Origin of the sequence: Shewanella xiamenensis (genome assembly GCF_014647135.1) — a bacterium.
Taxonomy (GTDB): Bacteria; Pseudomonadota; Gammaproteobacteria; order Enterobacterales; family Shewanellaceae; genus Shewanella; species Shewanella xiamenensis.
The window spans coordinates 50,504-65,095 of sequence record NZ_BMOP01000004.1; the positions used below are offsets into that span (position 1 = coordinate 50,504).

The 14,592-nt window shown below is 46.4% G+C and carries 10 protein-coding genes; 2 read left to right on the forward strand and 8 right to left on the reverse strand.

Annotated elements, in window-relative coordinates:
- Positions 1–151 precede the first annotated feature (151 nt).
- Positions 152–1,588, forward strand: coding sequence for a membrane-bound lytic murein transglycosylase MltF (gene mltF, locus IEY09_RS04995; RefSeq protein WP_188870129.1), 1,437 nt, complete (start codon positions 152–154; stop codon positions 1,586–1,588).
- Positions 1,589–1,662: 74 nt separating this feature from the next.
- Here mltF and IEY09_RS05000 read toward each other — a convergent pair whose 3' ends face one another.
- The 5 genes from IEY09_RS05000 to guaB all read right to left on the reverse strand — a co-directional run bounded on the left by IEY09_RS05000 (position 1,663) and on the right by guaB (position 9,374).
- Positions 1,663–1,806, reverse strand: a complete 144-nt coding sequence (locus IEY09_RS05000; RefSeq protein WP_188870131.1) for a hypothetical protein — start codon at positions 1,804–1,806, stop codon at positions 1,663–1,665.
- Between the two features lie 222 nt (positions 1,807–2,028).
- Positions 2,029–2,574, reverse strand: coding sequence for a tRNA adenosine(34) deaminase TadA (tadA, locus tag IEY09_RS05005; protein ID WP_268240568.1), 546 nt, complete (start codon positions 2,572–2,574; stop codon positions 2,029–2,031).
- 424 nt (positions 2,575–2,998) lie between these two features.
- The gene (locus tag IEY09_RS05010; RefSeq protein ID WP_188870135.1) at positions 2,999–5,974 is read right to left on the reverse strand and encodes a KAP family NTPase; all 2,976 of its coding nucleotides are present in this window, start codon (positions 5,972–5,974) and stop codon (positions 2,999–3,001) included.
- 239 nt (positions 5,975–6,213) lie between these two features.
- Entirely contained in the window at positions 6,214–7,791 is a 1,578-nt protein-coding gene (gene guaA, locus IEY09_RS05015; RefSeq protein ID WP_188870137.1) for a glutamine-hydrolyzing GMP synthase, read from the reverse strand.
- 116 nt (positions 7,792–7,907) lie between these two features.
- The gene (gene guaB / locus IEY09_RS05020) at positions 7,908–9,374 is read right to left on the reverse strand and encodes an IMP dehydrogenase (protein ID WP_037420671.1); all 1,467 of its coding nucleotides are present in this window, start codon (positions 9,372–9,374) and stop codon (positions 7,908–7,910) included.
- A gap of 122 nt (positions 9,375–9,496) precedes the next feature.
- Between guaB and xseA the strand changes: the two genes are divergently transcribed.
- The gene (gene xseA / locus IEY09_RS05025; RefSeq protein WP_188870139.1) at positions 9,497–10,843 is read left to right on the forward strand and encodes an exodeoxyribonuclease VII large subunit; all 1,347 of its coding nucleotides are present in this window, start codon (positions 9,497–9,499) and stop codon (positions 10,841–10,843) included.
- 372 nt (positions 10,844–11,215) lie between these two features.
- On the opposite strand, the gene der is transcribed toward xseA, so the two are convergent.
- From der to IEY09_RS05040, 3 genes are all read right to left on the reverse strand, one after another.
- Entirely contained in the window at positions 11,216–12,682 is a 1,467-nt protein-coding gene (der, locus tag IEY09_RS05030; protein WP_037420678.1) for a ribosome biogenesis GTPase Der, read from the reverse strand.
- A gap of 79 nt (positions 12,683–12,761) precedes the next feature.
- Complete coding sequence (gene bamB, locus IEY09_RS05035) at positions 12,762–13,949, reverse strand: outer membrane protein assembly factor BamB (RefSeq protein ID WP_188870141.1); 1,188 nt, start codon at positions 13,947–13,949, stop codon at positions 12,762–12,764.
- A gap of 11 nt (positions 13,950–13,960) precedes the next feature.
- Positions 13,961–14,581: a tetratricopeptide repeat protein gene (locus IEY09_RS05040; RefSeq protein ID WP_055648333.1), complete on the reverse strand. Its 621-nt coding sequence runs from the start codon at positions 14,579–14,581 to the stop codon at positions 13,961–13,963.
- Positions 14,582–14,592: the final 11 nt, after the last annotated feature.

Below are 14,592 nucleotides of genomic sequence, written 5' to 3' on the forward strand. Positions count from 1 at the left end.
TTTTTCTTGGTTCGCACCCCATTCGATACGATTTTTTTACGTAATCGGTGACAAACGGATATAATCACAGCAACGTCAGCTAGTTTATCTTAGTTACCTCACTGACCTTCTACTATTCATCTTTTTGATTTTATTTAATAAAGTGTACTTAATGGCTCGATTTCTGTTCTTGACTATCTTGGGTTTCTTACTGACTGCCTGTCAGCAAGTTACCGTGGAAGAAACAGAATACGTCCCCCATAAACTCACCGAATTAAGAGTCGGCACGCTCTATGGCCCACAAATTTATATGACCTCGGGCCAAGGCAACAGCGGTTTCGATTATGATATGGCTGTGCTCTTTGCCGAATACCTCGATGTTCCCTTAAAAATGGTGCCCTATACCAGTCGTGTAGAGCTCTATGAAGCACTGAAAAAAAACGAGATTGATATCATCGCCGCAGGGATGACAGAAACCCCAACACGGCGCGAGCAATTCCGTTTAGGCCCGCCACTTTATCGGGTTAATCAAGTATTGGTTTACCGTGAAGGTATGCCTACCCCAAAAGATATTACTGATTTAAAAGGTAAAATTACTGTTATTGCCGACTCAGCATTTGTCGAAACCTTGACTCAATTGCAGAAACGCCATCCGACGCTGGTATGGGATCAAGTGACAGATAAAGACAGCGAAGAACTGCTGGCAATGATCGCCAATAAAGAAATTGACTACACCATAGCCGACTCCAGTAGCGTACAAATAAACCGCCGCTACTTACCCGATCTCCGCGCTGGATTAGTACTTGAAGAGAAGCTCGATGTAGTCTGGTTATTACCCGCCAATCATAGCGATGGTTTGATGAGTCAACTGCTAGCATTTTGGCACCAAGAGAAATTAGCTGGCACACTCGATCACCTAAACGAAAAATATTTTGGCCATGTTAAACGTTTCGATTATATCGACACCCGCGCCTTCCTACGCGCTATCGAAACTGTGTTACCACGCTACCGCCAGTTATTTGAAACCCACGCCGGTGACTTAGATTGGCGAAAATTAGCAGCAACCAGTTATCAAGAGTCCCATTGGAATCCCAATGCCCGCTCACCGACTGGCGTGCGCGGTATGATGATGTTGACACAACCGACCGCCAAAGAAATTGGCATCACCAACCGACTCGATGCGGAAGAAAGTATCCGCGGCGGCGCCGCCTATTTACGGGATATGATCAACCGTTTACCCGAGTCGATTCCCGAGAGTCAACGCATGTGGTTTGCACTGGCATCTTACAATATCGGTTATGCCCATGTGGAAGACGCCCGTAAACTTGCTGAATCTATGGAGTTAAATCCCAACGCGTGGCGAGATCTTAAAAAGGTGTTACCACTGCTGCAAAAGCGCAAATACTACCAAAAGACCCGCTACGGTTATGCCCGCGGTAGTGAAGCCGTGCATTATGTGGATAGCATTCGTCGCTACTACGACACCTTAGTCTGGGTCGATAATCAATCTAAACAACAAAATAGCGATGAGGAAGAGCCGAGCGACCTCGCCTCGGAAGATGGCCCAGCGCCAGTGCCCGGCACCCTCAGCCCAGATAAGCCGAAATAGCCCTAACCGCTTCCCCCCTCAATAACTTGACTTACGCCGCAGCCTTGCTTTTTTACGGCCATCAAACCACGATTTTAATCTTCGATTAAGCCAATACAGGCTAAAGTGAGCTCGCTTTGGGCTAAAAACGCTGCTTTATAGAGCAGATGCATCGAGGGGGATTGCCGCCTGAGATCTCTGCTGATACTGTCATAGTGACAGGTCAATATAATCATCATTGCGCGTTAACCCATAGCCGTTAACCAAAGCAAAATAGCCTTAACCTAGACAATAACAAGATTGAAAACGGGGTCTATATGAGAAGAAAAACCATCAATAACAGCGCATCACGCCGTCGCACCACACTGAAAATTCGCCATCGCCGGGTGCTCAATCGCCACAAACTGTTTTTTACGTTTCTCCAAGCCCAAGACTAACGCTTAAGCGAGTCCCCAAACTCCTTAGGATAGCGTCCCCTGCTGCGCCTTTTGAGCCTGTTTTAAAGCCTTCTTTTCCTCCCTGCGACGTTTAAAAAAGCGGCTCAATTGGTCAGCACATTCCTGCGCTAACACCCCTGACGTCACCTCAACTTGATGATTAAAGGCTGGATGCTGCAAGAGGTTAAGCACGGTCCCTGCGGCGCCCGTCTTCTCATCCTTTGCCCCAAATACCACGCGGGCAATCCGGCTATGCACCATGGCACCGGCGCACATTGCACAAGGCTCGAGGGTAACGTAAAGAGTGGTATCGAGAAGTCGATAGTTTTCAACGGTTTGCCCAGCGGCACGCAAACAGAGGATCTCAGCATGGGCGCAAGGATCATGCTGACTGATGGACAAGTTATATCCAGCAGCAATTTGCTGGCCATCCTTTACTAACACCGCCCCCACTGGCACCTCGCCTTCAGCCTCAGCCTTCTCAGCCATGGCCATCGCAATCCGCATCCAATGTTCATCAATTCGAGCTTGTTCAACATCCGCTTGATTGAGACAAGTTGGCTCGCCAATTAGCACATTACCACTAGCTTCATCACAACCAAGTTCATCAGCGCTGAGCGTCTTCGCATGCAAGGTTTTTGGGTTCAGTTTTGTCTGCTCCACTTAAGGATTCTCTTCAATCAACAATTTGGGCAATTATACCCATAACCAATAAAAAAGGCGCACTTGGCGCCTTATCAATAATTAATCACGTAATAAATTAATGATATTATTCCCATCCCAACAGAAAAATATCAATAATTTAAAAAAGCTAAGTATATAAAGTTGTGGACATATCGTTTGCAAAATTTCCTAGCTATTTTGCTTACTGCATGACTGGTAACGCGAGTATTCTACTCTACCTTCAACCACATTACGCCTACAAGCTGAAGCATCTAAATTACAAATTACTCACCTTTAAGCCAAGCATGATATAGGTACTAGCGAAGTTTACTTAAGTTAAATCGGTATTAAGAGTCGAGCAATATTCATTTGCTAGCTCGTCAAGAACTTCATACACGCCATTAAGATCTTCACTATAAGAAGCTATGTAGTTTGAAGTAAAGACACGCCTCTCATTCTCACTCGTAACATAACCACGGATAAACTCACCATTTAACCGCCAATAACATCCCATAGCTTTCGGCTCCAAACCTCCGGCAAGTGTTGATTTGTGAGCGATGTAACCATCCTCATCACTACCCGAAAAGTATGAACTGCTTAAATTTGATAAGCAGTAGTCAAGAAAGAAGAATACGTTCTTTTCATCAATTTGCGGGTTAAAGCAGATACCGAAAACGTATTCGTTCATAATTTCTGCAATACCTTTCCCATCCTTGCTTCCAACATCATCATAAATACCGCAGCCGACACCAGAACCATTGGGTTGATTCGTATTGCTTAACTGATAAATAACGAACGACTTTACGTTATCACGCACTGTTGCAACTTGTCGATAAAGGTTGTTGTTATGGCCTTCAAGCTCTGATTCTGGTGGTACTTGACCAATGCGGCTAGCATTAGCCTCACCAAGAAATTCACAATCAGGCAAATCATCTACATCAGCAAAGAAGTTCCGCTGAGTATCAATGTACGTTCGTTTAAACAGTGCAAACACCTGCTGTGATAATACCCTCATCCCCATTAAAGCTAATTTACTGACCAGCCCATCTGTTGGAGCTGATTTATCTTGATGTGCAATAAGAGCCCTGTGTAAGTTGTACAGCTGTCCCCCACGGTCAGCGGAACACTGTAATCTGAACAACATGAGGTCATTCCATCCAAGAACGCCACGCTCAGAACTCACAAAACGTTGAAGTAAGCCATTACCATGATAGGTATCCTCACCAAACAACCGCCAAGCAATCTCCAGAACATTCTCTACAGTGTTCGGAAGGCGTTGCCCGGAAGTCTTCCCCCAACCAGCACGATCTAACAATCTCAACAGGGTGTAAATTGATCGCTGACGTAACCCCCGATCATCATCTCTTAATGAAGAATAGCGTGGCAAATAATCAATAAGCGTATCTATCGCTTCGTTAGCTTGCGAGCTGGTGAAATCATAGGACTGTTCGACCAATATGCGCCAAAACTCATCATGAGCATTTTCTCCTTTAGACAACTCAAAGTTCGCAGAAGCGAGCACTGAAGCGATAGATTCTCCCTTCAGGAACCGTGCAATAGCTCCTTGATACATAACGAATGTTTCCTGGGGCAGTGGTGTTTCAAATCGAACAATCAGTTTAAGGTAGGCTTCCAGGTTCCTGTAGCCAGATTTATTGAAGCAAGCCCGAGATCGAAAAACCTGCTCTTCGATGTGGTTTAAAATTCCAATTTGCAGAGTCTCAACATCAAACAATTGCTCCAACAAAAAACGTGCTGAAGGTTCTTGCTCGTTCTTCATCTGTTCGAAACCCTCTACGTTTTTTAATTCTTGATTATTATTTTCACGTACCAATGTGAAGATACTGCTTCGTCCGTCGGTCTCCTCCGCATAGATACGCCTGAAAAGTCCCGGATAGTTCAAATGCAAGAGAATAAGATTGATGAGATCCTGTTTATTAAAATCAGTTCTGCCCAAATTCGTTTTCTCAATCTGCATAAGCAGAATTGCGTTAACAAAACGCTTAACCTTACGGAGATTACCAACAAGAGGCATATAGTTAGCAGCAAACTTTCCATCCAGAAGATTTGCAAGCTCATTAAGAATAGATCCGAGTTTAATCATGGTGTCTGATGGAACCGAAGCAAGCTGGAGATCACTATGAGACCAATTGCGTCGCAAGAAGTCTCGAAGGCTTGAACTGTCGATAAATAAGCCCAATTTAGCTGTCACAAACTTTTCTAGAAACTCACGCGCTCTCACTCCATCCTCTGTACTATCAGCAAGAACTTCGGTGTCATAACAAAGTACATACGTAGCCTGAGATAATTTGAATGTACGCTTTGTAGCGAACAATACATTATTGGTAGTTTTAGCATCCAGACGGTCTAGGTCATCAATAACAATTATGACTTTACGACCAATTCTTCGAAGAACTTCGTCTATATCTTCAAGAAGTTCATCTACAGTCTCTTGAGAAGGTTCTAGAGAGAGTTTGAAACCAAAGAATGATATGTCAGCCTTTCCTTTGATAAGTCTTGAGTATCGAGATACCGCAGGCCTGAATTCTGGAACAAAAACCTTAGTCTGAATAGTGGCCGATAAATCACGAATCAATCGGTCCGCAAGATCAGGTTCAGACGCGTAACGAAGTGGCTCAAATCGACAAACGATAACCTTATCGCCAGATTTCTCCCATATTCGCTCAGCCATATTAATGAAACTGGTCTTTCCAACGCCCCAAGGGCCATCCACACCAAAGACCAACCCAGAATGGCCCCCGCAGGCAAGGACTGTATCTGCGAACGACTTTGCCTGAACTTCATTTGCAAGCAAATCATCTGTTGTATTTTCAATCTCTTCATCCGCAATAAAGTATGGTGACGAAGGAGACTTATCTATTTTTGTCCTAAAATGCTGAAGAAGAGGTGAAAGCAATACTAGACACAAAAAGATTAAAAATAACTCTGCTAAATGCGGATCAGCAGACTTAAATGCAATATGTACCTTTTCAAGCCAAGGTGAAACAAGTTGGTTTAAACAAAATCCGATAATTAACATCCACAGCAAATCAAACCGCAGGCTCTTAGCTATTAGCCAAACGCTCAAAAGTGCATTTCTTTTGAGTACGTACGCAAAGCAAATGGAGAGCACTAAAATAAAGCAAGATGCCTTTATAAAAAATCCAAGATCTGCATATTTTTGAGCAATGATAGCTCCAAGGTAGAAGGACAATCGAAAAGCCTCTGAGACGACAAAGCCAATAAAGAACATTTTGGCAAATATCAGAAGTTCGGGCATCTTCATAGATGGAGTCTTGGCAGTCATCAACACGCCTCATTCAAAAGACAATTAATTGAAAGATATGTAATTTACACCATACATTATGCTAAGAATAGTGTTCTATTCAATTACTTACGTCATCACTCTAAAGTCACTTTTGGTAGATGATATCCAGTCAAAGGATTATTGTGAAAACATAAAGTTTTGATAGGAATAATCTAATCGTAATAAAAAAGGCGCACTGGGCGCCTTTCGTTAATTCATCATGTCATCAAGACAAGCCATTATTCCCATTCGATGGTTGCGGGTGGCTTACCTGAAATATCGTAAACCACGCGGGAGATACCGTCGATTTCGTTGATGATGCGGTTTGATACGCGGCCAAGGAAATCATATGGCAAATGTGCCCAATGCGCGGTCATAAAGTCGATGGTTTCAACGGCGCGCAGTGACACCACCCAATCGTATTTACGGCCATCGCCCATCACACCCACAGAGCGAACCGGTAAGAACACAGTAAATGCTTGGCTGACTTTGTTATAAAGATCAGCTTTGTGCAGTTCTTCGATGAAAATCGCATCAGCGCGGCGCAGCAAATCACAGTATTCTTTCTTCACTTCGCCAAGTACTCGTACGCCTAAGCCTGGGCCAGGGAACGGGTGGCGGTAAAGCATGTTGTATGGCAGACCTAACTCGAGACCAATCTTACGCACTTCGTCTTTAAAGAGTTCGCGCAGTGGCTCAACCAGACCTAACTCCATATCGTCTGGCAGACCGCCAACGTTATGGTGCGACTTAATCACATGGGCTTTACCAGTTGCACTACCTGCAGATTCAATCACGTCTGGATAGATAGTGCCTTGGGCTAACCATTTAGCGTTAACGCATTTCTTGGCTTCTTCGTCGAAAATTTCAACGAATACACGGCCGATAATTTTACGTTTCGCTTCTGGATCGGCTTCGCCTTTCAGCGCGTCAAGGAAGCGGTTTTCCGCATCCACATGGACAATATTGAGACCGAAGTGGTCGCCAAACATGTCCATCACTTGCTTCGCTTCGTTTAAACGCAGTAAGCCGTTATCAACAAATACGCAGGTCAGCTTCTTACCAATTGCGCGGTGCAGCAGCATGGCCACGACAGATGAATCCACACCACCAGACAGACCTAAAATCACTTCATCGTCACCCACTTGCTTTTTCAAGCGCTCGATGGCGTCTTCGATGATTGAAGAAGGTTTCCAGTTGGCCGCACAACCACAGATATCTAAGGCAAAGTGCGACAGCATACGCATACCTTGACGGGTATGGGTTACTTCAGGGTGGAACTGCACGCCGTAGAAACGTTTTTCCTCACAAGACATGGCCGCGAATGGGCAAGTATCGGTTTTAGCTACGGCCACAAAGCCTTCTGGAATCGCCGACACTTTATCGCCATGGCTCATCCATACATCCAGCAGAGACTTGCCATCGCTGCTAACGGCATCTTCAATACCTTTAAACAGGGCAGATTCGGCAAGCATTTCAATTTGGGCATAACCAAATTCGCCTTCACCCACGCCTTGGATCACTTTACCGCCAAGCTGTTCAGACATGGTTTGCATGCCATAGCAAATACCAAGAACTGGTACGCCAGCATTGAACACATATTCAGGTGCGCGGGGAGAGTTATCCGCAGTCACGCTTTCTGGGCCGCCTGCGAGGATAATCCCGTTCGGGGCAAACTCACGAATTTGGGCTTCTGTCACATCCCATGCCCATAACTCACAGTAAACACCAATTTCACGGATACGACGGGCAATCAGTTGGGTGTACTGAGATCCAAAATCGAGGATCAGTATCTTATGCTCATGAATATCGCTCATGGATAACCTTTATTTCATCTATTGTTTTAACTTAGCTCAAGACGAGAGGTGCAATCTTGAGGGCATACGGATCTTAATACCGGGGCGGCTAACTGCCGCCCCGGTATTACAAACGCTTAAGAACCTGAACGATAGTTCGGCGCTTCTTTAGTGATAGTCACATCGTGCACGTGGGACTCGCCCATGCCCGCTGAAGTTACTTTCACAAACTGGGCTTTTTCATTCAGCTCTTGGATAGTGGCACAGCCTGTTAAGCCCATGCATGAACGTAAACCACCCATATGCTGATGGATGATTTCCTTCAGCTTACCTTTGTAAGGTACACGGCCTTCAATGCCTTCTGGCACAAGCTTGTCGGCAGCATTGTCAGATTGGAAATAACGATCGGAAGAACCTTGAGACATAGCACCGAGTGAGCCCATACCGCGGTATGACTTATAGGCACGGCCTTGATAAAGCTCGGTTTCGCCCGGCGCTTCATCAGTACCTGCGAACATTGAGCCCGCCATAATGCATGATGCACCCGCCGCTAACGCTTTGGCTAAGTCGCCAGAGAAACGTACACCGCCGTCGGCGATAACAGGGATACCTAATCCTTTTACGGCTTCGGCCGCATCTGAAACCGCGGTAATTTGTGGCACGCCCACCCCCGTCACGATACGTGTGGTGCAGATAGAACCTGGGCCAATACCGACTTTAACTGCGTTAACGCCGGCTTCAACTAGGGCCAATGCGCCTTCAGCTGTCGCCACGTTACCACCAATAATTTGTAAATCTGGGTATTTAGCGCGGGTCTCACGGATACGTTGCAACACACCTTCAGAGTGGCCGTGGGAAGAGTCAATCAGCAGCACGTCAACGCCGGCTTTCACCAGCGCATCGACACGCTCTTCGTTACCCGCACCCGCACCCACAGCGGCGCCAACACGTAAACGACCTAACTCATCTTTACAGGCATTAGGCTTACGCTCGGCTTTTTCGAAGTCTTTAACTGTGATTAAGCCTTTCAGCTTGAAGTTATCATCGACAACTAACACTTTTTCGATACGGTTTGAGTGCATTAATTTTTGCACTTCATCTAACTTAGTGCCTTCGGCAACCGTGACTAAACGCGCTTTAGGCGTCATCACTTCTTCTACGGTTTTGCTCCAGTCAGTCACGAAACGTACGTCACGGCCAGTGATAATGCCCACCAATTCATTGGCTTCGTTGACCACAGGGTAACCCGCAAAACCATTCTTAGCGGTCAGCACTTTAAGATCAGCCAGTGTGGTTGAAGGCGTTACCGTCACAGGTTGTTGAACTACGCCTGCCTCGTAAATTTTTACTTTACGAACTTCTTCGGCCTGCTTTTCTATGCTCATGTTTTTATGAATAAAACCTAAGCCACCTTCCTGTGCCATGGCGATCGCAAGGCGCGCTTCGGTCACAGTGTCCATAGCGGCAGACACAAGCGGAATATTCAGTTCAATGGTATTGGTCAGGCGAGTTTTAAGAATGGCGGTGTTTGGGAGTACAGTAGAATGCGCAGGAACAAGTAACACATCGTCAAAAGTTAGCGCTTCTTTAATTAAACGTAGCATAGGCAACATCTCCCCAGTTGAGTAGGATTTTAGAGGTGAAATATTGCGGCGGGATTATACCTTGCATCTAGGGAGCGGTAAATGGAAAATAGTGAAAAAATCCCATTTGCGCGAGAAAACACATGCAAGTCCCTAAAAATAATATTTATACCGTCTCACGCCTCAATGGTGAAGTCAGGCAAATTCTTGAGGGACAACTGGGTAAGATCTGGCTAAATGGGGAAATTTCCAACTTTTCAGCCCCCAGTTCAGGCCATTGGTATTTAACCCTTAAGGATCATTATTCACAAATTCGCTGCGCCATGTTTAAGGGACGCAACCAAAGCGTGAGCTTTAAACCTGTGAATGGCCAGCAGGTGATCGTAAAAGGTGCGATTAGCGTTTACGAGCCGCGGGGCGACTATCAATTATTGATTGAGTCAATGCTCCCCGCAGGAGACGGCTTACTGGCACAACAATTTGAAGCGCTCAAAATGAAGCTCGCCGCGCAGGGATTATTTGCCGCCGACACTAAACGTCAGTTACCGAAAAATATTCAACGCATCGGGGTCATCACCTCCCCCACGGGCGCGGCGATCCGTGATGTCTTGCATGTGCTTGCACGTCGTGACCCATCGATTGAAGTCATAATTTACCCGACACAAGTACAGGGCGAAAATGCGGATGTTAATATCTGCCAAGCAATCAATATCGCCAATCAACGACTTGAGGTAGATGTATTGCTGCTCACCCGCGGCGGTGGCTCATTAGAAGATTTATGGTGTTTTAATAGCGAAGCCCTCGCCCATACCATTTATAACAGCGCACTGCCCATAGTGAGTGCCGTGGGCCATGAAGTCGATACCACAATAAGCGACTATGTCGCCGATGTGCGTGCCCCCACGCCCTCAGCAGGCGCAGAGCTGCTCTCACAGGACAGTGACAATAAAAGCCAACGTTTAGCCACAGTACTTGCCCGCCTTAAACAAAGCGCAAGCCACTATCAACTCAAGCAAGAGAGACGCTTAAGTTTGCTCGAGCACAGACTGCAACGCTTAGACCCTAAACGCACCTTACAGCAATTTGAGCAGCGTTTCGATGAGATGCAATTACGGCTCGAAGCGGCGTTTACCAATAAGCTGCATGGCTTAAGTCGCCGTCAGCAGCAACTGGCAAATCGCCTCGAGCAACAATCACCAAAACATAAACTCGCACTTGAGGTCAATCGTTTGAGCTATTTAGCAACGCGTTTGCAGGACGCAATGCAAGATACCCTCAATCAAAGCGAGCAGCGAATTAAATATGCAGCCCATCAACTGGAAACAGTCAGTCCATTAGCCACCTTAAGTCGCGGCTACAGCATCACAACAGATGCAAATCATCAAGTTATAGAGAATGCAGCCCTGCTAAACGTTGGTGATAGTATGCATACCCGCCTATTGCACGGACAAGTCGTTTCTACCGTCACCGAGGTTATTTCAGGGGAATAATGCGGAACTTATACCAATCGTATTAAATATCTGTTCATTCAGCGGGAGTTAAACGCGCTTTAGACAAGGCGAAGGCTTGAAGGCATAGTGGTGCTCTGTCGAAAGCCTTAAACGCAGTATAAAGCACGTTCAACCCCGCCCTTCGGGANCGTGTTACATTGACTAAAAAGGGGATAACCATTTCTTCGTCAATGCGCCTTGGATTGAGATGCCTGTGAGGCTCTGAACTGATTAGATATTTAATGTGATTGGTATTAATACCCAGTCAGGCGCCCCCAATAATTCCACTCAATTGAACAAACAAAAAAGGAACCCTAGGGTTCCTTTTCTATTGATTCACTTAAATAAATGACTCAGTTTTTCGCTTGAGTCTTATTTTGCCTTGCGGTCTTTAATATGACTCAAGGCGCGTTTACGGCGACGCTCTTGGCTCATGGTCAGCTTTTCCACTTTGTTTTCAAACGGGTTATCACCCTCTTGGAAACGCAGTTGGATTGGCGTACCGACCACTTTTAATGAACGGCGGAAGTAGTTCATCATGTAGCGCTTGTACGAATCCGGCAACTTGCTCACTTGGTTACCGTGAATAACCACGATTGGCGGGTTATAACCACCGGCGTGGGCGTATTTCAGTTTCACGCGGCGACCGTTCACCAATGGTGGCTGATGGTCATCCTGCGACATTTGCATAATGCGGGTCAGCATTGAGGTGCTCACGCGGCGAGTCGCACTGTCGTAAGCTTCTTCAATCGACTCAAACAGATGGCCAACACCCGTGCCATGCAGCGCCGAAATAAAGTGAATACGGGCAAAGTCGATAAAGCCTAAACGACGGTCGAGCTCACTCTTAACACGGTCTTTAATGCCTTGGTCGATGCCATCCCACTTGTTAACGGCAATCACTAACGCGCGGCCTGCGTTTAGGGCAAACCCTAATAGGCCAAGATCTTGCTCGGCAACGCCTTCACGGGCGTCGATGATAAGTAACACCACGTTAGCATCTTCAACCGCTTTGAGGGTTTTAATCACCGAGAACTTTTCAATCACTTCATGGACTTTACTGCGGCGACGTACACCAGCAGTATCGATAATCACGTATTCGCGACCATCGCGTTCCATCGGAATGTAAATACTGTCACGAGTGGTGCCTGGTTCGTCATAAACCACCACACGCTCTTCACCTAAGATACGGTTGGTTAGAGTCGATTTACCCACGTTAGGTTTACCGATGATGGCGAGTTTGATCGGTAAGTCCTGTAGACGCTTTTGCTCAGCCTCAGCTTCTTCTTCAGTGTACTGACGCTCGTCAACTTCTTCCTCTTCGCCTTGGCGCTCAATGCCCATGGCTTCAGCGTAAGGAGTTAAGGCGTACTCAATCATATTGGTCACACCGCGGCCTTGGGCGGCAGCCATTTGATAGACTTCACCTAAACCCAAAGACCAAAATTCGGCGCAGGCCGAGTCGGCATCAATACCGTCAATCTTGTTAGCCACCACAAAGGTGGTTTTTTGGCGGCTACGTAAATGCTGAGCGATAGACAAATCCGCAGCGGTTAACCCAGCACGCGCATCGGTCATAAATAAGACAACATCGGCTTCTTCGATAGCGGCAAGGGACTGCTCGGCCATCTTAGTTTCGATCCCCTCTTCAGTGCCGTCGATACCGCCGGTATCCACCACGATAAACTCATAGCCGGATAAGAATGCTCGACCATATTTACGGTCACGTGTTAGGCCAGGAAAGTCAGCAACCAGCGCATCACGCGTACGCGTAAGGCGGTTAAATAAGGTGGATTTACCGACATTCGGCCGACCAACAAGGGCCACTACAGGGATCATGATTTTGCCTCTAAAAAACTTTTCAATAAAAAGCCCCCGGAACACACTTCCAGGGGCTCGGCAAGGATAACACTTTTAACTAAGGAAGTGTTACAACAGCTAACTTTCCGCTGCGACCTTGCACGTAGATTTTGTCATCCACCACTAATGGCTGGCTGAATAACCCAGAGCTGTCTACTTGTATACGACCAACAATACTGCCTGTGCTGCGATCAATAAAGTGCAGGTAACCTTCAAAATCGCCGACAACTAAATAATCTTTATACACCGCAGGTGATGTGAGCATACGATTTGCCAGCTCAGAGTTACTCCATAATTCTAGGCCATTACGTCTATCAACCGAGTAGATACGGCTGTGATCGTCAACCAAGAACAAACTTAAACCCGCCGTAGCTAACTCATTGAAGCTTGAGTACTTACGAGTCCAAATAATCCGTCCGGTGCGCAGTTCCATCGACACCAAGTTACCGTTGTAGCTCACCGCATATAAGTTATCGCCGAGGATCAACGGTGTCATATCCACATCGGCCATACGGGTAAACTCATTGCCACCTGTAGGATTATATATGGCTTGCTCCCACGCAGCTTGACCGTTGTTTTTGACGACAACAGCCACTTTGCCATCGGCGGTACCAATAAAGAAACCACCCGCTTCATAAGCTGCTGAACCCGTTCCCCGGAGCGTCAGGTTAGGCAACTGCATGTTATAAACCCACAGTTTTGCGCCAGTATCAACGTTATAGGCTTCAAATGAACCTGAACTGGTGCTCACCACCACGACGTCGTCAGCCACGGTTGGCTTAGATAACAATTCGCCACCAGCAATCACATGCCATAATACTTGGCCGTCTTCTGCATTCAGCGCAGCCAAAAGGCCACTCTCACCGCCGATAAAGAGTTTATTGCGTGCCGCTGTTACACCAGCGGCCAAACGTGCACCTTTGTTTTTGGCTAAAGCGTTATCACGGAACTCTTCACTAAAATCTTTTTTCCAAACCTGTTCACCCGTTGCTTCATCAAAAGCAACAACTTCACCATAACGGTCGGCCGCAAAAATTTTACCGTAACGAACTGCAGGGGTAAGGCGAGAGTAATAATCACCAACACCATCACCTACAGAGGCGCTCCAACTTACTTCAGGAAATACTGTCGCCTGAATCGCAGTTAACTCACTTACCGGTTCTTCTTCCACATCACTAGAAGAACAGGCGGATAACATGGCTAGGCTTAACCCAGCGGCTAGCAGGTTCTTGCACCAAGACTTCATCAAGGGATCCCTTATGCTTGATTTAAGTTATCAAGTTTGATTTTAAGTGCAGGGCTGGTCACAACACCGCCGTTATCCATTGCTGCCTGATAAGCAGTTTTCGCTTTATCGGCTTGGCCTTGACGAACAAAGAAGTCACCTTTCAGTTCTTCACGTTGTGCTAAAAAAGCCTTATCAGTCACTTGATCTAGCGTGGTTAACGCAGTGTCAACTTGACCTTGTTCAGCCTGAATACGCGCTAAACGCAATGTTGCAATAGTGTCTAATCCGGCACCTGGCTTAGCAGCAATCACTTTCTTCAGAGCTTCTTCGGCCTTAGGAAAATCTTTTGCTTCCACCGCTGTTTTCGCAACGATCAGGTCTAGCAGTGATTGATAGCCCTTTTGGTCGTAATTTTTCGAAAACTCAGCCACGCCAGCAATCATAGCCGCTTCATCGCTTGATTTGGTGGTTAAGGTTTGGAACGCCTGTGATGCTTCTTCGGCCTTCACGATTTTCATGTCGGAATAAGAGTTCCAACCGTACAGGCCGCCTAAACCAACGACCGCCCCGATAACAATCGAGGTTCCATAGTCTTTCCAGAACTGTTTGATAGCATCAACTTGTTGTTCTTCTGTGCTATAAATTTCCACGCGCACGTCCC